We start from the raw sequence: 18,963 nt of genomic DNA on the forward strand, positions 1-18,963 counted from the left end.
AACACCCTAAAAAGGAGAAATAGCGCTAATAAACTGATTTTAAAGCTCTTATTACTTGGCACACTTAATGCTCTATTGATTGTAGGACAAGAGTTTTTCAGGAGTCAGTATGATTCGAAGTTCAACTACCATCCACGTTGTTCAACATCTCGCCCCAGGCGGACTAGAGGCGTTGGCGCTCAATATGCTGAGTCATTCCCCTAACCGGGACAACGTTCTAATCATAAGTTTGGAAGGGACCAAAGAAGAAGCAATCGCTAAATGGCCTCGCTTAGAACCAGTACAAGATCAACTTGTTTTTCTAAACAAACCTGAAGGCTACCAATTTAAAACGCTCTTTCAACTGTATAAGCTATTTAAAACCCTAAAACCAAAAGTTGTTCATACACACCATATTGGCCCTGTGATCTATGGCGCTATCGCTGCTCGCTTCGCTGGCGTTAACATCCGAATTCATACCGAACATGATGCTTGGCATCTTTCTAGCCGTAAACACCGCTCACTTCAGGGGCTTGCTCTTAAAATTGCCAAACCGACTCTGGTTGCAGATGCCAGCCTTGTTCGTGACCAGATCGTAAAACAACTCAACGTAAATAGCGTCACAGTAATTAAAAATGGCATTGACTGTTCAACCTTCAAACCAGGTGCAAAGCTTCTTGCCAGACAAGCGCTTGGACTCCCTATCGATAAGGTTCTAATCGGTTGTGCGGGCCGTCTAGAGAAAGTAAAAGGCCATGATCTGCTCATTGAAGCAATGTGCTCTCTTCCTAAACATACCCACCTCGTAATCGCTGGTGACGGTAGCGAGCGTGACAACCTTAATGTGTTAATTACTGACCTAGGCTTAGAGGACAAAGTCACCTTTTTAGGCTTGGTTGATGACATGCCACGCTTCTATCAATGTTTGGATGTGTTCTGTTTACCCTCTCGCAGTGAAGGTTTCCCACTCTCTACACTCGAAGCTCAATCTTGCGGCATACCGACTATTGCAACAGACGTAGGTGCAACGAAAGAGACGCTATGTCCAACAACTGGGTTATCCGTTAAGAGTGATAATCCACTGTCCCTTGCTAGCGGTATTCTTCACGCCCTTTCGAACAAGTCTGATGTTTCACCAAGAACATTTGTACTCAAACACAACAACATAAAGGCAATGATTGAGGCCTATCACTCGCTAGCACAGGAGAAAACCGCATGATCGATCTCATCGTTTCAGTCATATTTGTGGTGTGTAGCCTCTTAATTGTTTATCACCATGTGGGCTACCCTATTTTTTTAAATTGGTACTCTCGTCACCACCCACTTAAGTCAATAAAACATAAAGTACGTGGATATCGAGCGATAAAAAGCGATCGTCGTTGCCTAACGATCACAATTTTGATTCCGGCATATAACGAGGAGCAATGGATCGCGGACAAAATTCGCAATATCGCCTCTCTCGACTACCCAAGAAACAAATTAAAGGTGATCATTGCATGTGATGGTTGTAGTGATGACACGGTAGAAATCGCCGAGCAAACTATCCAAGAAGCGATTTGTGCAGACACTCATTTCGAAATACGCGCGTTTACCCAAAACCAAGGCAAGGTCGCTTTAGTCAATCAACAGCTCAAAACAATCTCAAGTGATATTGTCGCCTTAAGTGACGTGTCCGCACTCATTTCTATTGACGCGCTTTGGATAGCGAATAAACATTTCGAAACCCCTCAAACTGGTGTCGTCAACGGTCATTACCAACTATTTAATAGTCATAACGAAGGCGAGAATCGATACTGGAAATATCAGAGTAAAGTCAAAATGAACGAAGCAACGCTGGGCTCTACTCTTGGCGCTCACGGGGCTTTCTATATGTTTCGAACCCACCTTTTTGAAGAGATGGAAACCAACACGATTAATGATGACTTCATCATCCCTATGAGCATCGTTCGAAAAGGATATTCTGCAATCTATGAACCGAATATGGTCGCACTGGAGCTAGAACCCACCAACCAAGAAAATGACTTTCGCCGCCGACTTCGTATTTCTGCGGGGAACATGCAGCAAGCGATTCGTTTGTCTGACATGTTTCTACCCAAGTACCGTGGAATAGCGTTTGCTTTCCTTTCGGGTAAAGGTCTACGTTTGTTAACGCCTTACCTATTGATTTTATGTTTCGTTTCGTCGATTTGGCTTATCGAGAATCCCCTATTCTCCGCAGCACTGGTTGCTCAAATCGCACTCTATTCAATTGCGTTACTGAGCTATTACTTTCCACACATTTTTTGCCACAAAACCTGCAAAGTGATTCTTTACATTGTTGCTGGCCACTACGCCAACTTCATTGGTGGGCTTCGTTATTTGTTCGGACTTGAATCAGGAAAATGGTCTCGCGTAGACCAATAAGGAGTATATTATGAGCAATGTTTCAAATCATATGTCTATCTGGTTAGCCAAAAGACTCTTCGACCTGTTTGGTGCACTGTTTGGGTTGTTGCTACTTTCGCCCTTTATTCCTGTTATTGCGATTGCAATCAAAGCCTCCTCACCTGGTCCTGTATTTTATAAACAGCTACGTGTCGGTAAATCGACACCAGATAAAATGGTCTTTTTTGAAATCATTAAGTTTAGAACCATGTATCAAGATGCGGAGCAAAGAACAGGCGCAGTATGGGCCACTGAAAATGACCCGCGTATCACACCTGTCGGCCGCTTTTTACGTAAAACTCGACTCGATGAGATACCTCAGCTATTTAATGTTGTGTTGGGAGATATGTCTTTGATCGGTCCTCGCCCTGAACGCCCAAGTTTCTATCAAAAACTAGAAAATGCGATTCCTTACTTTGCCGATCGTACTTATGGGGTTATGCCTGGTATTACAGGGTTAGCCCAAGTAAACCAAGGTTACGACACTTGCATTGATGATGTACGCCGAAAAGTGGGTTATGACCATAGTTATGCGCTATCTCTATGCTCAATGAAATCATGGCTTACCATGGATATTTCGATCATCACTCGAACTATTGTTGTTATGTTCGATGGGCGCGGTCAGTAAATTAAGTCTAACTATGTGCGTGATTTAACGCACATTTTCAAAAACGATACGGATAAAACAACAACAATTCGATTAGTTATAAAGCAAACGGCTTCAAATCGTTAAAAATGCCCTTGCAGGATTGAATAACTCTCGGTAACATCCATCTCGTTCTTAAGGAATGGGTCCGTAGCTCAGTTGGTTAGAGTACTACCTTGACATGGTAGGGGTCGGCGATTCGAGTTCGCCCGGACCCACCACTCCTTAAAGCATTTTTATTCAGTTAGAAATGCACTGAACAAAATTTGGGTCCGTAGCTCAGTTGGTTAGAGTATCGCCTTGACATGGCGGGGGTCGGCGATTCGAGTTCGCCCGGACCCACCAAATTTCGAAGAAAGCCTACTATTTTTAGTAGGCTTTTTTGTATCTTTAGTGAATCATCATTCACAGAACTGAATAACAAAAACCAGCCCAATGAGACTGGTTCCAAAACGGTTCCAAAATGGTTCCAAAACTCACACTACCGAAAGCTCAGCTGCTGGTACGGTAACCCAGTGAATGTGACCCTCTTTATAAACTTCTGTACTGCGCGAATCTGTGTGGGCAGCTCTAGCTTGAGGGTCATACCCTGCTTTGTCATATAGGTGGATACTCAATGCCCTTATTTCATGGAAAGTAGGCCTTCGGTCAGAAGTTAGGTGGTTTTGAACACCGACTCTGTCTCGTACGATCGAGAACTGCTTGCTAAGATACTTTTTGTTCACTTGAGTATAATGATCGCAGTTTTGACTCACCTCATTACTTCGCTTGAGTGGAATACGATGCACAATATAAGGCGAAGCGATGCCATCTTCTCTACTTGTTCGGATGATTTGAAGTAACGACGCTGTAACAGGTATTCGAACTCTGCTTGCTTCTTTATCTTTCACCTTCTGTCGATGAACCTTGAGATACCCATAAATTTTCAGGCCCTGCTCTACTATAGGCTGATTCAGCTGTTCAAAATCAGCGTACTTCATTGAACACACTTCATTGACTGAGTGAGTTGTTTCAATAGATAAGGCCATTGCTGTTCTCAACCATAACGGCGCTGCGAGCCATATTTCCTTATACTCTGTCAGTGAAAGACGATTTCTACGCTTAGCCTCGATCCGGCGACTTTTCTTCCTGCGCGCAGGATTGTCAGTCATTACTCCTTCATCGAGTGCGTAATCGAACACCTTTACCATAAATCCAAGCCAGCGATTGTAAACTTCGTTTGACTTATCAGTTGCGAACAACGTTAGCACATGGTTTACATCACTCAGTGTTACGCTATCCCCAACACGATCCCCCAGTACTTCCTCAAGTTTACTCAACCTATTTAGAAATAACGTTAGAGTCTCTTTTGATGGTTGCTCATCTTCCTCATATCGAACTCGTAGACGCTCAAAGAACTCGGAAAGCGGAGAGCCATTTGATGAGCTTTTCTTTGGACAAAACTCTGTTATCACATGAGTCAATTCGGAATCCACACGAAACGTTGCGTTGTAACGCTTTGCTAGTACTACAGCCCTAGCCTTATCGTGGCCTAAAGATTTCCAGGTGTTATCTACTCGCTTAAATACATAGCCTTTAACGCCTTTATGATAGAGGCCTTCAGGTAGGCCTCTGTTTTCAAGTTTTCTTGGTCTAGGCACGGTCACCTCAAAATTATTCAATGTTGCATTAGATCGTCGAGCATTGGATCGCCCGACGCTTGTTTCTCTTTCTCAATATCAACATAGTATGTGTGACCAATTTTCTTACCTGGCAACGTACCCAAATCAATTTCCCTACGACAGATACGTACATCCGGCGCACCTCCTTTTGGAAATCGTTCTTTTCGCCATTGGTTGAGTTTCATTAACATAAAAGTTCCTCTCCCACAGAGTGCCGAAAAACCTGTGAATCTATGGGATGAAATTAGCCATTGAAATAAATTCAATAACTTAGAATCAAATCGTTTATTACTCGCTCCACAGGTTGCCGCCTGTTGAGTTATAAAACCTATGGGAAAAGCTAGGTGATCCCATAGGTATGTTGGAGCCATAAGCATAGTTTTGCCGTCTATGCTACCTTTGTGCCCTCTTGAAGACTTAATTGTTGTAAAACCTGTACAGTCCAATCGTACTCAGATTTCAAGTGGTTAAGTTCTCTAGAGACACCTAGAGCAGACAAAGGATCTGTTTTCTTAGCTTGTTTACTCAAGCTCGTAATTTGATTACTCAGCATGTTTTCCAATTGCTCAAAGTAGTAGGCATTGGCTAGGAATAAGTGAACTAAAGCTTCATCTTGAATGCGTGAAATTGAAGGTTCAGTATCTAAGGCATTAGTCAGCTGCTCTTGGCCAGCTGGCGTTAGTAAGTACAACTTCTTATCTGGTTTGCCCGATTGCGGTACATATTCCAAAGAGACCAAGCCCAACTTCTCTAGCTTAGCCATATCACGATAGATTTGTTGGTGTGATGCCTTCCAACCTTTATCTAGAAGTAGTTTAGTTAAATCGTAACCCGTTGATTGCTGCTGGTTCACTTCAGACATCATGATGAGTTGTAAGTTTGATAGACGCATTGTGTTCCCTCTTTAACAATGATGATTCAATACTTTCACTGTCACGTCCAAGTGCAATGAACTAATACCTAGCTTTGTGGCTAAGCGCTTGTGATTACCTGCATCGAGATTAATGGCGCTGGCCAACGTCTCGTATTTGTTTTCATGGCTGCTCATATCATGCTTTTTGCCATTGATATAAGGCTTATCAAGTCCCGCTTCTTCATAGACTTCTACAATCATTTTTGCGATATGATTAAGTGGTTTACTTTTTGGCATCTTTTGTCACCTCTTTTAGTTGCTCAAACTCTGGTTCATTACAGATTAGGAATCCCCCAAAACCAGTCTCTCTATGCAGTACTCCCTGACCTATTATTCGCCCCTCCAATACATCACACGCGTGTTCCACGGCTTGTTCAAAGGTCGGAAATGATCCAAGTGGCATGCTAACGATCTCTTGTGTTTTGGAATTCACCGATACGGCGCCATTGTCATTCAAATAAGCAGCGATGTAGTTATTCAATTTAGCCTCCTAAACTCGCCAACACTCATGGGTAACACACCGCTCTCGCCTAATAACTTTCCTCCACTTATCCAGTCGAACGAGAAAACGATATAGCCTTCTTGTTGAGCATAATCAGTGATGTATTTGATGATGATATCTATATAGCGTTTGTTCTCTTCATCAACCAAACACACTCGATCACCCACTTTAAAGTCACGGTCGTTCTTACGAATTTCGAAGGTTTTGTTCCCCTCGATGATGGCTTTCAAATAATCCGGCTTAATTTTTAATTTGTGCACTGTCATTGCTGAATCCCTTTGTACTTTCCGCCAAACGCTGATAAATCGCTGAAACATACTTAGCCTGGTGAATTGCATCAGATAGGGCGTCGTGGCGAATTCCTTCAAATGGCATGTCACGCTTAGGGTCAAAACCAAGTATGCTTTTACCAAGGTCGACCATGGTTCGAACGTCACGTTCATTCCAAAATTGCCAAGGAACATATTGCTCACCTAGGCACTGGACAATGGTGTTTTTGAGAATTACACAATCGAATGATGAGCCATTACCCCAAACCAGAGGCTGACCTAAACCATCGTTAGTAAATTGGCGAAAATCTTGTAGAGCTGATGTTATGTGCACGGCTTCTCGACTGTTCAAGACAGCTCTGGCCTCATTGCTTTGCTTCATCCACCAAAGCACTGTACTGGCATCGATACAGCCACATGCTTGAGAAGCTTTCTAGAGAAATAATGCGGGAGAATTTTTCTCCGATTTCTCCGGTCGAAGGCTCGAAAAAACAAGCTCCAATTGAAACGATCGCAGCATTGCTGCTATTGCCCATAGTTTCCAAATCAATCATTAAGTTTTTCATTAGTTATTTCCTTATTGGTTAGTTTCTTTCTCACGAACATCGTCTGGGACAGCTGGGAACAAACCAAATTCACGCAAGTTCTCGACTCCCAGAGCGACAAAGTTAGCGACGCGCTTACCATTAATTGATTTTTCGTGGCCATCTTTCAGAACCACTTTTGCTTCCTTCAGTTGTTTTTTAAGAATGCGATCAGACTTAACTGGCAAACTGTCGAATTTCGCTTTGAGCGCAGGGCTTTGGCTGATGTGCTGCATAATATGGCTAGTGCGAACCAGCAAACATAGCTCACCCTCAATCCAATCGAATGCATACGGATGGCGGAAATGTCCCGCATCCATCTCGCCAAGAATTAGCTCTAGGATCCAAACCCATGGCTCACGTTCAGCCTCGGTTTCTCTTATGTGTGCGTTCATCTCCGTTACTAAGTCCTGCACAAAATGACCGTAGTTACTCGCAACGCCTGTAAACTCGCACAATAGACGCCAAGCCAGCATTAAACAGGCGTAATTGTCACGCATACGGTTGGCACCGTTATCATCTGGCTTGGCCATACAACGTTTGGATAAGTAATCCACACACTCTCGATAAGCGCGTTTCATTTGAGGTCGAGAGTAAGATGTCAGATATAAAATCCAGTTTTTGACTGGGAAGCGAGGCAGGTCATCAGGAATCATGTCACCCTTGCGCCCGGTCAAATCAGAACGGACAAGCTTTCCAAGCAAAGACTGTACAGGCACGTCTTCACCAGCTAGCAGAACAGGCGCAATACTCAGAAACTCAGTCATGTCAGTACCGCGGCGAGTAATGGTGTATTGATAGCTCTCTTGAAGCATCGCTACCGCTTTATCAATCACGCCTTGCCCTTGTGCGGATAACTCTTCCCACCCTACTGGATGAGAGGTATGTGAGATTGATGTCAGCAAACGGAACTCGGTTTTCAAACTTTGGCCGGAGAACATCGTGAACGCTAACGTACGCTCTAGCGATTTAACCAGCGTTGACTTACCAGCGCCCTTTCCAGCATTCAGCATGTAGTGAGGCCAAAAGCCCAAAAATGTTTTGATATGACAGCCAAGCCCCCAAACCAATAGCATCAGAGCGGCATTATTTTTAAAAGTGGCATGATAAGCCTCTAATACTCTAAGACCTTGCTCTGGTGTTCCTGATGGGAACTGAAGGTTGTGATAAGGGCACTGCTGTGTTGGGTCAGTAAAGAACGAGTCAGGGCCTTCATTCAAAATCGCTTGCCCGTTATGCCAAGCTAAGCCAACGAAATTCACTGCGCTGCGCTCACCAATATGAGTCGCACGCTCGAGGATAGAGATCATTCGGGTAAACTTACCTGGATTAAAAATCCCACCACCGACTCTACGCCATACGTCTACGTTGTATAGCTGCTCACGCTTCATTACGAAGCGTGTCAACTCTGTGGGTGAGTCTGGTGTTTGTATTGTGGACGAATAGACTTTTGTCGGCTGTAAATCTGGCTCCCCTGTCATTGCGGAGTTAGCCGATGAAATAGTTACTTTCGATAAGCCAGCGATGCGAAAAGAACAAACATCTTGCGGTATCTTCTGTTCACCTTCTTCGTTGGTTACGATTTTTAAATAGCTCGTGAAGTCAGGCTTTACTCTAAACAGCCAATAAAGACTTTGGTCGTGATGAGGAAGTGGCAGACGCTTAAATTGAGCATTTTCAAACTCACCTTCCTGACCTGCGACCAACCACTGTTCCAAGTTGTTTTCTAGCGTACACTTGGTTAAAAATGTGCCGTGTTTCTTGAGAAAGTCGTTCAAATCATTCAACCCTTCCCACTTGCCATTTTTTTGATCAACAAGGAAGCAAGGAATATTTAGAGCGGTGCATTTCTCGTGAACAATCCAAGCGGCCTCTGGTCCGGGCCTATGTCCTTTTCTAGGTCCTTCAGCAATAGGTTCATCGTTATCAAAACAACAAATCACACGTTTACCTGCTAAGAATCTCCAGTCAATTTCATCGACAGCAAGGCCACGAGTAGCAACAGCGGTCGTTAGAGATTTACCTTTACCCTTTGGGTCAAATCCCGCGATAGCCGAAATCGCGTTGATGGCAGATTCAACTACAATCACCGTTTTGGCACGCTTCAAAGCAACCTTGTCTGGGATGTATGGATACCCACGCTTTTCGCCCATAGCCTTAGTCTTGTTGTCACCGTTTAGAGCCGGGTCAAAAAATCGTATATCGATACCCATGATCTCATTGGTAAACAAGCATCGGCTTGGGAACGTAATAGCCGGTCCACCGTACCCAAGTTCGCCTGCGTTCTTGCTAGGGTTTGTCCAATCGCTATAACCGAATGCTCCGCGCCTTTGCAACATATCAACCACTTCAGCAGGAATGCCGCGTTCGTCAATAAGATAAGCCCTGGCATCAGATGCCATTGATAACTGCTTGTCAGCCACCCACGCCAGCTGGCTTTGTGGCTTGTTTGGCTGCGGCGCAACTTCATCAGTTGGAATATTAAATTCCTCATGTAGCCACTTCATTGCCTCACTGGTATCAGTTGCCTGGCCACAATAAATAACGAGGTCAATACATGAGCCCTTTTCACCAGAGGTGTGATCTTTCCACATCTCATATCCAGCTTTACCTGCATTAAAAATGCTGACACTTGGATGCTTGTCAGGTCTATCTGGTGCTCGGTAGTTCCCATTAGGATCTGGTCGCTCCATTCCCAAACGGTCAGCCAACTCATGTAAATCAATGATCTGTTTTAGTTGTTCTGCGGACGCCATACAGCGTGCCTCCAATTCTATGTAGTTCTACCCCAACGGATACAGGGCCAAAAAGACGTTCTAAATTCTGCTTTACCTGCTGAAACTCTTGAGACTTCAGCAGGTTTGCCATCGGTGGGTACTCTTGTTGAATGCGACCCCACACGGCCTTTTTCTTGTCGGGAGCGAGTTCACTTAGAGTGACCGATGGCATAGCACTGCGAGTTAAAATCGGCTCGGAAAACCAGAGAGGGCAAGTCCAGCCTTTATAGGGTTTACAGGTCATAGGCATAAAGCCGCCTTAAACATGCCGCGGTTATCCATAGCTCATGACTCATATGGCAACTGTGTGTGAGTTGCAGATTCATCACCTCTTCTTGATCGAGGTGGTGAATCTCTTGCTCATCAAGCTCTATATGTCCTGCCTGTTGCCACTCTTTAAACACCGAATCTTGTTCATCAACAAAAGCTTCACGATTAATAAACCCCTTTTGACGAACCATTTGCTGCTCAAGCTTAAATAGACACGCTCGCTGAGGTGCACTAAGTCTCGTAGCCATTAGCGCTTCAGGCATACGCCGCCTCCATGTAGTTTGTAGCTAAACGTTTGGAGGGTAGGATTTGATGACGACGCCAAACTGAATTCTCGTTAAGCACTTCAAGAAGCTGTTCAGCGTATTGCTCAGGAACCCCTCCACTTGTCAGCCATAAGCGAATATCGGTAGGCCTCACGTTTAACCGCTCTGCTACGTATTCCGCCATTCGCATTGCGCTCGCCCTACCGTTAAATACATGCAGATTGATATTGCGCATGGCAGCGGCTAATGCATTTCTGCGCATCTGCAGTACCATTTCTTCAATACTTTGCACTGTTTCCATACCTAAACTTCCTTATTGAGATGAATGAGAAAACACCGAAACACGACGATCTTTACTAACTAACACGGGAGACTCTCCAATCAGCTTCACAACAACATTTGGCCCTTGCTCCTCACACGACTCGACAATCGCCGCAGTTCTTGGGCTACCGTCGATGCTGATCACGTTGCCACGAACCACTTCATCGACAGAGATATGCTTTAAATTCTGTTGGCCTATCGAAAACATGTGCTTGCCTCCTGCATTGCAGAAACCATCGATTCACGATCGGGGGTTGTGTAAATAGCTGTCGTAGAAAGATTTGAGTGACCAAGTACGGCTTGAACACGACGAAGTGCATCTGGTGATGTGGTGCGCTCTAAGAATCGTTTCGCCCAGCTATGGCGTAGCCAGTGTGGGGTTCCCTCTGGCACCTCAGCTAAACGACACCATTGAGTAAATCGAGCTTGAAAACTACGGCGACTCATCGCCTGACGATTACGGCTAAGAAAAAGAGGACGCTCTAATCTAGGGGTATCCCACTCAATACCGGCACTCATGTCTTGATGAATTTTTAGCAGTTGCTTTAATGCATGGATGGCTGACTTATTCAGTGCAATCGGATGCTTCTTTTGCAGCTTGGCATTAGCAGATTGATAAACGAGATAGCCTTGCTCTAGACTGGCTTCTGCATCACCAACGGTTAGCCCCAACATAGGCAAGTTGTGGCGCACGGCTTTATTTGCATCTGGCCCAGCTAACACGCCTAATCGAACCGCGGTTTCACGCATTAGCAGCATCCAGTAGTAATCGCGCTTGGCATAGACTCCATATGTCTGCTTTACCGTTTTGAACAGTTTCTTCTCTTCTTGCTCAGTGAAGTAATGCAGAAAATATTGACTGGATGACATGCCCTTATTAATTGATAGAGAGTTCATGGCCTACCTCCTTTGGCTTCGCCTGTGATTAAGCTTTGACTAGCGAGCGCAAGCGCTCTAACAACTCAAGAGCAGCAGCAAACACTTCTTGCAACTCGCGTTCTATGCGTTCGAACTCATGCTGCTCTATGTCACCATCTTCTAACGCATCTGAAATAGCACGGTTCATGTCACCAATTTCAGCGTGTAAAGTGCTGTAGCAGTTAAGTAGCTCAACGTCAGAAACAGAGCGGTAATCACCAAGGAAATAAACGGAGTAGTTCAGCTCGCTGGCCATGGCACGTAATGGGCCAACGTCTCCGGTAAGCTGCATAGTTTGGAGGGTGTCAAACAAGCCCAGTTTGTGGCTAGTTTGATTAGGATTAATTTCGTTAAACAAGACACCTGGTCTTTTATTTAGGTGTTGTTCAACTTTAGATATGTCACCAAATGCCTTTAGCATTTGATGTAAAGCGTGCACCACTTGCGGGTAGCGTGGTGCCGCAATAGATAGATCGGTCATGTGACCTCCTAGAAAATTGATACGTTTCCAATTCTTAGAAGCCTGCGCTACAATCTACCGTAAGGATGAAATGGTGTTGGAGCCGTGAGCATAGAGGTTGCCGCCTCGCTCGTTATCCCTAGGGTGGTAGACGAAAGTTAGACTTCCTGCCCTTACTGGATTGCCGTCCGGTAAGGGTTTTTCCTTTAAGCCACCTGACTATCCAGCGGTGGTAAACCAAGTTCCTCTTCTTTTTCTTCTACGGCTTTACGTAATAAAATTCTTACCATTTGTGCCACTTTCCGTTCATCTAACGTTGCTAAACGTTCAAGTCTTGCCTTTAAATTAGAATCTCGAGTAGCAATAAGATCCGCATTTGGATTTTTTAATTTACCCACTTGTTACTCCTACTGTGCTATGCTCATTTTTTGAATCTAACAGCAAACAAAATATCCAAAAAGTTATCTAAGTTAACTGTTAAAACTGATATTAGATCTATTTTTGGAACAAAACAAGCCGAGGAAGGTAAAAAAATGGATCTCTCTTTTGACGAACGTCTAAATTTCGTTCTTAAAGACAGAAAACAAACGCCATGGGGCAAGAGTTTAGGTTTCACTGGAGCATCTATATCCCATATTTTCTCAGGAGGCCGAGTTCCTGGTCCTGAGTTCCTTAATGCCATCCGAAGAGCAGAAAATGTCAATCTCAACTGGTTACTCACAGGTGAAGGTTCCCCATATATCGTGCAGTACTACCAAACCTCTGACGAACTTTCAGACTATGTCTGCGCAATGCTTCATGAAGAACAATGGGTAGTACACATAGTTTCCTATCAAGACGTCGCTTGCCTTGTATTGACCCAGCCAGGCCAGTACGAGTTTAAAGGGAAATGGATTGACTACAGGATAGTGAATATCATCGCTGGCCCTGGTGACGAAGTGCTAACCAATATACTGATGGATTACCATAAGTCTGGCGGGCATATTTTCATTCCAGAGCTCACCCAAGAACAACGTAAAGCCATTATTGCCGGTAATGTTGGCACCTACGAGCTATGTGAGCAAATGAACCCCATACTTAATACCGTTCGGGTTGAAGGGCATGTATCTCAGATCGAATTCACTAGCAGCGAACGTCTAGATAAACCTGTAAACATTGCCGTCATGCGCTCTGTTGTTCGACTGGTTGATGAATGCGAGCAAGAGCTACAAACCAAGCTCACTAGCGATGAGCGAGCTAGAGTCATTACTGCTGTCTATCGTCAAGCGGAGCGCCTCAACTTATCTGAGGAAGACATACAGGCTGCTATAGAAACGTCATTTGATGTACTGAACGACTGATCTGATTGACGTCTTTTCTCCAATACTTGATGTAACTTTGAGAACGCCAGAGCTAACACTTGTTGCTCTGGCTTTTTGTTATTGATTTTCCTAGCCATATTCATTCCGAAATTATTTTTTCTTGTTTTAGATACAGCTTATCGGTTTTTGCAACGTAAGTTGCTGTGCCATACGTCACATAGCGAATCTGTACCCATTGACCTAATTATCAGAGACAGTACGTCTCCCTGCATCAAGTAGTGAGAAATAACCTGTATGATGCTCGGCAAATGAAAAACCAAAGATTAAGACAGGCAAGGAAAGCAGCGGGATTTTCACGTAATCAGGTAGCGAAGTTCATGCATAAGTCGCCACATACGATTAAGTCCAGGGAAACAACGGCACGTCAACCTCGCACACTCCGTGAGGTTGAACGCTTGTGTGATTTTTTGGGAATTACTGTAGCCTGGTACCTGACTGGGCAACCACCAATGAGGCCAATTTTGCCCAATGAGAAAGAGAAGGAACTGCTAACCCTGTTTTCAGAGCTAACAGATCATCAGAAGGAAGCTATTTTGGAAGTTATGCGCTCTATGGTTCCTGACTTGCACTAACCGGAGCTGCGGGCTGTAGTTCAGAAATTTGAGCTTCTAGCTCTGCAATTTTCTTGTTTTGCTGCTCCATTTCTTTTAATTGGCTGTCTTTCTCGGTCAATTCAGCTTTTAACTGTTCATTTTCAACTTTCATTTCAGCATCTATTTGAGTCGTGGTGTAAGTCACATATAGAGAAAATGAACCTACGAGCAAGCCAAAGAATGTCATCACCAATACCGCCCAGTTAATGTTCAACCCTTGGCGAGCAATGTGACCCGACTCTTGGCTAGACGCTTTGTTTTCTGCCGCTGCTTGTAGCTGATTCTGGTTTAGGTTAACCATCTGCTCTGCCATGACATTCATGACTTTTAGTTGCTCATTCGAGTGCTCAACCGCTTGCTCGTTTAACTCAATGGTTCTCTCAGCTCTTAATTTTTCGGCTTCGTGTTTGGCCTGTATTTTTTCACCCAAGTTCTCTATTGGCTTTATTTGGTCTTCCGCAAACCAATTTTTGGTCGAACCCACTGAGCTCAGCTTAGGGGATTCGACCACTGTAGTACGCTCGAAAGGTTCGACTATTTCTCTTGCTACAGCAGCCTGCTTTAAAATACTTGCGTGAGTGTCATTTATTGGTTTAAAGGCACTACCAACAGACATGATAGGATGAATAGCCTTTAACTGTTCATTCATAACTGAACCAAGTCTTGTCGAATGTTCAAACTGGTCCATCAACGAAGACGGTAAACCTAAGCTATCTCGAAACTTTTTACGTTGCGCTTCTGTTTTTTCTTCATCAATAACAAATAACCGGTGCAGGAACTCATAAAGGCGCTCCCCTTCTTTTTGCTCTGTGACATCGTCTCCCCACTCAATGGAAGTAACTTCTTTGTCACCATCGCTGCGTTTGTGGGTTATTGTTTCCTTAACCAAGTAATCAGCATCTTGAATAAACAGTTCCGTAAACACATCAAGGTCATTTTCCGTCAATGCATCAATATCGTCTTGAGCAAGCGTTGCTTCAGGTTCTTGCTTATCAACAACATCTTCAGAATGGTTGCACGTAATACCGATCAACATTCGGACAAAGTGTTCAGGATCAGTGTCGCAAATTGAGGTGCCGCCCATCAGCCTCTCTAACGCCATAGCGTGCTTTACTCGGTAGCTAAAAACTGAGAGTTTTCCGATGCTAGTTTCAACCTCTCCGATAAACAAATCTGAACTAGATTTCTTACGCTTTATCACTTTGTCGTTCAATTTAGGACTCCTTATCACATCCAGATAAGTTTCCTTTAGATAGGATAAGCAGTCAATTGCTTAAGCGGGGAATTGAAGAATCTTCACCTTTTGGAATAACAAATTCACCACTTAGCGTGTGTCCGTCCGTTCCCAGCACTTCAGACACTTTGCTGCACATCCACTCGGTATTAAACTCCTTTCGCGCATGGCCAGAGACTAAAATATTGCGCTCAGCTTGAACGCCGAGGATGAATGGGAAGTCATCTAAGGTCAACACATAGTCGCTGCGTTGCTCTTGATAAAGAACCGCTTCAGCAGCCGCTCGAGATGCCTCTTCGTTAGGGAATATTTTACTCAGTTTCTTAACCTTACCCGTGGCTTCTCCGACTCTGACCATCTGCTTTTGTCCTTGCTCCACGTTTTGCCAGAACGCCTCCACTGCTTTGACGTTGCCAGAGCCTTTTAGCTCTATCTCTGCTTCTGTTTCATCGGTGATATGGACGGGGACAGGAGGCAAGGTTTTCCCGCTAACGCTTTGGTTATCGCCTCGCTCAAAGAACACCAATTTTTTATCTGCGATTTTCATGGTTGCACCATGTTCTTTCGCCAGCTCCGTAACTAAGTCAGCATCACTTTGCCCTGCTTGTACATAGTGACCAATAGTAATATTTGCATACTTGCCGCTCACTGCAGGGGTAAAACCGTTTCGGCTAGCGATGGTCTCAACCAAAGTTTTTAGATTGATACTTTGCCAGGTAAAATCCCGCTGTGTTTTAAAGCTTCCCCCTAGGTTTGCCGCATCACCAGAGATCACTATTTGCTTATTCGGATTCCTGAGCTTTACTGAATTCACTGTGAAACTGCCTCTAAACACTAAGTGCTCTATATCTTTACCCGTATAGATTTGCATGTTCGCATCCGCTTTAGGGAACGCGACCTTACCATCATCAGCTAAGACTAACTCAAAGTTGTCACTTTCAAGGCCTGCTTCATCATTGATCGTCAAACTCACAAAGAACTCTCTGATAGTTGGCGTAATGTCTTTGCCGTTTACCACGGTCTTAAATGGTGCTAATCCCATAGACTTATCTCTTCTTCATCTGCAGGCGTTTCAAGTTCAGGCAGGTGTATTTTTACCCCTGCTTTAAGTGGGTGCGGCAAAGCAGAAAGCCCCCGATTAGCTTTGAGTACCGCTTCATAGGCACCGGGTAATCCGTTGTAGTATCGGTAGGCAATATCATCAATCTGATCACCATCTTTTGATATGTAACTCGTCATGGCTACACCTCGTCTGGATACTCTTTAATCTCTATGGTGAACTCAATTTTACGCGCTACGCCTTTGGTAAAAAGATTGGTTTTATCGACTTCCAAAGAGCGAATAGTCCATAAAGCGAGGTCATGGCCAAGGCCGTCAATTAGGCGTAGCGGCTTCCCTTTATCACCTTCTGCTTTCATTTTGTCGGTCTGCCCTAGCCCCCCTCGAAAATGCGGATAGATAGTACCTTGAAAACGTAGGGTCGATAACTCTCCACCAATAAACTGAGAACGTGGCTTGCGCCCGGTAAGATTATGATCCGCCCATCGCCAAGCGTGAACCTCTCGAATGCTTTGTAGCGCAGCGGTATCGATACTGAACCGATAATCCCCTAACGCCATCATTACATCTGTCATTCTATTTCCTTAATCTGCAAAGCTAACGTTGCGCCCACCTGGCTTCATTTTTTCCATCTGTTTCGCAACACGAAGTACCATTTTTTCGAGCTTATTCAGTTGCTCATCACTGGCATTGCCTTGAACATGGAAAACAGGATTAAAGTTGACCTGAGGCGGCGCCACCTGATTGGTCGACTGGCTGACTTGTTTAGCTGTACTGGCAATTTGAGTATGCTGAACCGCGGTTTGCTGACTGGATTTCTTAACACTATCACCAGGTTTAGGAGTATCTGAACCAAAGAAACCACCGACCCAGCCACCCAATGCTTCACCGCCCATTCCACCAAGTAACGCACCGGCTAAACCGCCTATCGCGGTACCAATTACAGGTACAACAGAACCTATAGCCGCTCCTGCCGCTGCGCCAGCCATCGCACCACCCATGTTGCCAACTGTACCGCCAATTTGAGTCGATTTTTCTTTACCTGATAACGAATCATCCATCATTGTTGAACCAAGGCTCAAAGCACCGAGAGCCGCACCGACATAAGGTAATCGACGAGTTAACCCACCCAACTTGCTAGCAGACGATAAAGCCCGTCCAGGCATGGAACGAGGGCGAGCTTTTCCACGTCTACGCTTTCTCCTGGTCCCTATATCACCACCGAATCCATCGGCTGGCATATTTGTCACGTAAACCTTAGACACATCACCAGAAGGCAACCCAGGTAAACCTGCACCTCCACCATTGCTTTTGGGGCCTCGAACGAAATCCATAACCCCTTTACCCATGGTGTAAGCTTTTCGACCGGCCCAAACTGCACCCAATGTACCGGCTAATGCTGTAGCACCAGTAAGCACGTTTGCTAATGTGTCTGGGTCTAAGCTGTTAATTGCATCAGCCAGTTCTGCTATTGGCTCTGCTAGCTTTTCGTCAGCAAAACTCATCCAAGCTGTTTTTAAACTCATCATCGCAGCATTAGCGGTTTGAGCTGCTCGAGCAGAATCTTGAAGAACGGCGGTACCATCGCCTTCAATACTAAGAAAACTACTGAATGCTTTTTTACCATCTTCACTCGAGAGCACTTTCATAAAACGCATAGCCTCATCGCCAAACAGTTGACTGTATTGAGTGATGTCTGAATTTGTTGCAGCCATGATTTCACTGACGATTGAGGGTAAATCCCGAAACTTCTTTTCGCCTCGAGCAAGCGCTTCTTGGTCGAATACCTGAATACCCAGCTTTTCTATATCTTCATAATTGGATGTAATGTCGGCTAAAACGGACTCCATCGCGCTCGCTGCTTCAGCTGCTGAGCCAGAACCCATTCTAGATATCTGCAGCATCGCCCCCATTTCTTGTACTGCTTTAGGACCGGTACGTCCCATTGCTGCGTATGCTGCTGAAACTGACGCACCTTCTGCAGCAAGGTTTTGCAGTGTGAATGCACCGGCTTTACCTTGCACGACTAAAGTGTCGATAGCAGACAGCACATCTTCACTGTTTTTGAGGCCAAACTTTTGCGACATGTCAGCAAACATTTCACCAACATCAATACCCGCGGCACCTGTCGCCTGCATTACTCGACCAATGTTGGCCATGTTCTCTTGAGCAAACTTAAGATCACCAGTTTTCTCAACAATCTTTTCAACTGCTGAAAGCATTTCACCCTGATCAACACGAATATCTGATTGCTGGGAAGTAGCGAACATCTCTTTACGAAGGTCCGCCATTTCAACTTTTGACTTTCCTGCTTGAATCCCTAAGCGTTCATAGCGTTCTTCTAAGCCCATAACAGCAACGGCAGAGCCAGCCCCAGCAGCACCAGTGGCTAACGCCGTCCATTGGTTACCCAGACTATCAATACCTTCACCAACCTTATCGACACTACGACGCATTAGATCGGTTTTCTTAATAGCTGCGCCCATATCTTGGGTGTACTTACGAACGTTCTTACGAACATTAGCCAAACGTTGACCCATACGACTGGTCGAGCGGCCAGCTCGCTGGTTCTCTCTACCTAATCGACTTGTTTCGTTTTTTAAACGCTGAGAACTTTTACCCAGTCGCTGATTCTGCCGCTCTAGATCGTCAAAAGCTCGAGAGACAGACCTGTCAACCCGAGCTTCTACACCAATCCCGACAGATGCCTTGTCATTAGCCATATC

At 44.7% G+C, this 18,963-nt stretch carries 25 protein-coding genes and 2 tRNA genes; 7 read left to right on the forward strand and 20 right to left on the reverse strand.

The window, feature by feature from the left end; all coding sequences use genetic code 11:
* Positions 1-109: 109 nt before the first annotated feature.
* The 5 genes from AAFX28_RS16895 (at position 110) to AAFX28_RS16915 (ending at position 3,394) form a co-directional block, all read left to right on the forward strand.
* Complete coding sequence (locus tag AAFX28_RS16895; RefSeq protein ID WP_408689364.1) at positions 110-1,198, forward strand: glycosyltransferase; 1,089 nt, start codon at positions 110-112, stop codon at positions 1,196-1,198.
* Positions 1,195-2,382 carry a glycosyltransferase family 2 protein gene (locus AAFX28_RS16900; RefSeq protein WP_408689365.1) on the forward strand — a complete coding sequence of 396 codons (1,188 nt, stop codon included), beginning with the start codon at positions 1,195-1,197 and terminating at the stop codon, positions 2,380-2,382. The genes AAFX28_RS16895 and AAFX28_RS16900 overlap by 4 nt, the downstream gene beginning before the upstream one ends.
* A 10-nt stretch (positions 2,383-2,392) precedes the next feature.
* The gene (locus AAFX28_RS16905) at positions 2,393-3,031 is read left to right on the forward strand and encodes a sugar transferase (protein ID WP_408689366.1); all 639 of its coding nucleotides are present in this window, start codon (positions 2,393-2,395) and stop codon (positions 3,029-3,031) included.
* 162 nt (positions 3,032-3,193) lie between these two features.
* A tRNA-Val gene (locus AAFX28_RS16910) sits at positions 3,194-3,270 on the forward strand.
* A 47-nt stretch (positions 3,271-3,317) separates the two neighbouring features.
* A tRNA-Val gene (locus AAFX28_RS16915) sits at positions 3,318-3,394 on the forward strand.
* A 131-nt stretch (positions 3,395-3,525) separates the two neighbouring features.
* Here the strand turns inward: AAFX28_RS16915 and AAFX28_RS16920 are convergent.
* The 15 genes from AAFX28_RS16920 to AAFX28_RS16990 all read right to left on the reverse strand — a co-directional run bounded on the left by AAFX28_RS16920 (position 3,526) and on the right by AAFX28_RS16990 (position 12,388).
* Positions 3,526-4,689 (reverse strand): phage integrase central domain-containing protein, encoded by a 1,164-nt coding sequence (locus AAFX28_RS16920; protein WP_408689368.1) that lies wholly within the window; start codon positions 4,687-4,689, stop codon positions 3,526-3,528.
* A 17-nt stretch (positions 4,690-4,706) separates the two neighbouring features.
* Complete coding sequence (locus tag AAFX28_RS16925; RefSeq protein ID WP_284192779.1) at positions 4,707-4,901, reverse strand: hypothetical protein; 195 nt, start codon at positions 4,899-4,901, stop codon at positions 4,707-4,709.
* 197 nt (positions 4,902-5,098) lie between these two features.
* Positions 5,099-5,602: a PadR family transcriptional regulator gene (locus AAFX28_RS16930; RefSeq protein ID WP_408689371.1), complete on the reverse strand. Its 504-nt coding sequence runs from the start codon at positions 5,600-5,602 to the stop codon at positions 5,099-5,101.
* Positions 5,603-5,614: 12 nt separating this feature from the next.
* Positions 5,615-5,860: a hypothetical protein gene (locus tag AAFX28_RS16935; RefSeq protein WP_408689372.1), complete on the reverse strand. Its 246-nt coding sequence runs from the start codon at positions 5,858-5,860 to the stop codon at positions 5,615-5,617.
* Positions 5,847-6,104 carry a hypothetical protein gene (locus tag AAFX28_RS16940; RefSeq protein ID WP_124940017.1) on the reverse strand — a complete coding sequence of 86 codons (258 nt, stop codon included), beginning with the start codon at positions 6,102-6,104 and terminating at the stop codon, positions 5,847-5,849. The genes AAFX28_RS16935 and AAFX28_RS16940 overlap by 14 nt, the downstream gene beginning before the upstream one ends.
* Positions 6,101-6,391, reverse strand: a complete 291-nt coding sequence (locus AAFX28_RS16945) for a DUF3850 domain-containing protein (protein WP_408689374.1) — start codon at positions 6,389-6,391, stop codon at positions 6,101-6,103. Before AAFX28_RS16945 ends, AAFX28_RS16940 begins: the two co-directional genes overlap by 4 nt.
* Entirely contained in the window at positions 6,366-6,776 is a 411-nt protein-coding gene (locus tag AAFX28_RS16950; protein WP_408689376.1) for a 3'-5' exonuclease, read from the reverse strand. The genes AAFX28_RS16945 and AAFX28_RS16950 overlap by 26 nt, the downstream gene beginning before the upstream one ends.
* Positions 6,760-6,960 (reverse strand): 3'-5' exoribonuclease domain-containing protein, encoded by a 201-nt coding sequence (locus AAFX28_RS16955; protein WP_408689378.1) that lies wholly within the window; start codon positions 6,958-6,960, stop codon positions 6,760-6,762. The genes AAFX28_RS16950 and AAFX28_RS16955 overlap by 17 nt, the downstream gene beginning before the upstream one ends.
* Positions 6,961-6,971: 11 nt before the next feature.
* Entirely contained in the window at positions 6,972-9,734 is a 2,763-nt protein-coding gene (locus tag AAFX28_RS16960) for a toprim domain-containing protein (protein WP_239875472.1), read from the reverse strand.
* A 254-nt stretch (positions 9,735-9,988) separates the two neighbouring features.
* Positions 9,989-10,288, reverse strand: coding sequence for a hypothetical protein (locus AAFX28_RS16965; protein WP_124940022.1), 300 nt, complete (start codon positions 10,286-10,288; stop codon positions 9,989-9,991).
* Positions 10,281-10,592, reverse strand: a complete 312-nt coding sequence (locus AAFX28_RS16970; RefSeq protein WP_251768338.1) for a hypothetical protein — start codon at positions 10,590-10,592, stop codon at positions 10,281-10,283. Before AAFX28_RS16970 ends, AAFX28_RS16965 begins: the two co-directional genes overlap by 8 nt.
* A 12-nt stretch (positions 10,593-10,604) precedes the next feature.
* On the reverse strand, positions 10,605-10,820 hold the full coding sequence (locus AAFX28_RS16975; protein ID WP_239875476.1) for a hypothetical protein: 216 nt from the start codon (positions 10,818-10,820) through the stop codon (positions 10,605-10,607).
* Entirely contained in the window at positions 10,808-11,509 is a 702-nt protein-coding gene (locus AAFX28_RS16980; protein ID WP_408689381.1) for a tyrosine-type recombinase/integrase, read from the reverse strand. Before AAFX28_RS16980 ends, AAFX28_RS16975 begins: the two co-directional genes overlap by 13 nt.
* A gap of 28 nt (positions 11,510-11,537) precedes the next feature.
* The gene (locus AAFX28_RS16985) at positions 11,538-12,011 is read right to left on the reverse strand and encodes a phage regulatory CII family protein (protein ID WP_239875478.1); all 474 of its coding nucleotides are present in this window, start codon (positions 12,009-12,011) and stop codon (positions 11,538-11,540) included.
* A gap of 185 nt (positions 12,012-12,196) precedes the next feature.
* The gene (locus tag AAFX28_RS16990; RefSeq protein ID WP_408689383.1) at positions 12,197-12,388 is read right to left on the reverse strand and encodes a hypothetical protein; all 192 of its coding nucleotides are present in this window, start codon (positions 12,386-12,388) and stop codon (positions 12,197-12,199) included.
* A 135-nt stretch (positions 12,389-12,523) separates the two neighbouring features.
* Here AAFX28_RS16990 and AAFX28_RS16995 point away from each other — a divergent pair, with 135 nt between their 5' ends.
* Positions 12,524-13,330 (forward strand): helix-turn-helix transcriptional regulator, encoded by an 807-nt coding sequence (locus tag AAFX28_RS16995; RefSeq protein WP_408689385.1) that lies wholly within the window; start codon positions 12,524-12,526, stop codon positions 13,328-13,330.
* Positions 13,331-13,599: 269 nt separating this feature from the next.
* Entirely contained in the window at positions 13,600-13,923 is a 324-nt protein-coding gene (locus tag AAFX28_RS17000) for a helix-turn-helix domain-containing protein (protein WP_408689386.1), read from the forward strand.
* On the opposite strand, the gene AAFX28_RS17005 is transcribed toward AAFX28_RS17000, so the two are convergent.
* The 5 genes from AAFX28_RS17005 to AAFX28_RS17025 are packed head-to-tail and all read right to left on the reverse strand — an operon-like array spanning position 13,901 to position 18,960.
* Entirely contained in the window at positions 13,901-15,157 is a 1,257-nt protein-coding gene (locus AAFX28_RS17005; protein WP_408689388.1) for a hypothetical protein, read from the reverse strand. The two genes, AAFX28_RS17000 and AAFX28_RS17005, sit on opposite strands and share 23 nt — an antisense overlap.
* Before the next feature lie 52 nt (positions 15,158-15,209).
* Entirely contained in the window at positions 15,210-16,220 is a 1,011-nt protein-coding gene (locus AAFX28_RS17010) for a hypothetical protein (protein WP_408689390.1), read from the reverse strand.
* On the reverse strand, positions 16,211-16,417 hold the full coding sequence (locus tag AAFX28_RS17015; RefSeq protein ID WP_408689392.1) for a tail protein X: 207 nt from the start codon (positions 16,415-16,417) through the stop codon (positions 16,211-16,213). Before AAFX28_RS17015 ends, AAFX28_RS17010 begins: the two co-directional genes overlap by 10 nt.
* A 2-nt stretch (positions 16,418-16,419) precedes the next feature.
* A complete protein-coding gene (locus AAFX28_RS17020; protein WP_408689394.1) occupies positions 16,420-16,812 on the reverse strand; it encodes a phage tail protein in 393 nt (130 codons plus the stop codon).
* Between the two features lie 9 nt (positions 16,813-16,821).
* On the reverse strand, positions 16,822-18,960 hold the full coding sequence (locus AAFX28_RS17025; RefSeq protein ID WP_408689396.1) for a phage tail tape measure protein: 2,139 nt from the start codon (positions 18,958-18,960) through the stop codon (positions 16,822-16,824).
* Between the last annotated feature and the right edge of the window lie 3 nt (positions 18,961-18,963).

The organism is Vibrio sp. TBV020, assembly GCF_046056895.1.
In the GTDB taxonomy this organism is placed as follows: Bacteria; Pseudomonadota; Gammaproteobacteria; order Enterobacterales; family Vibrionaceae; genus Vibrio.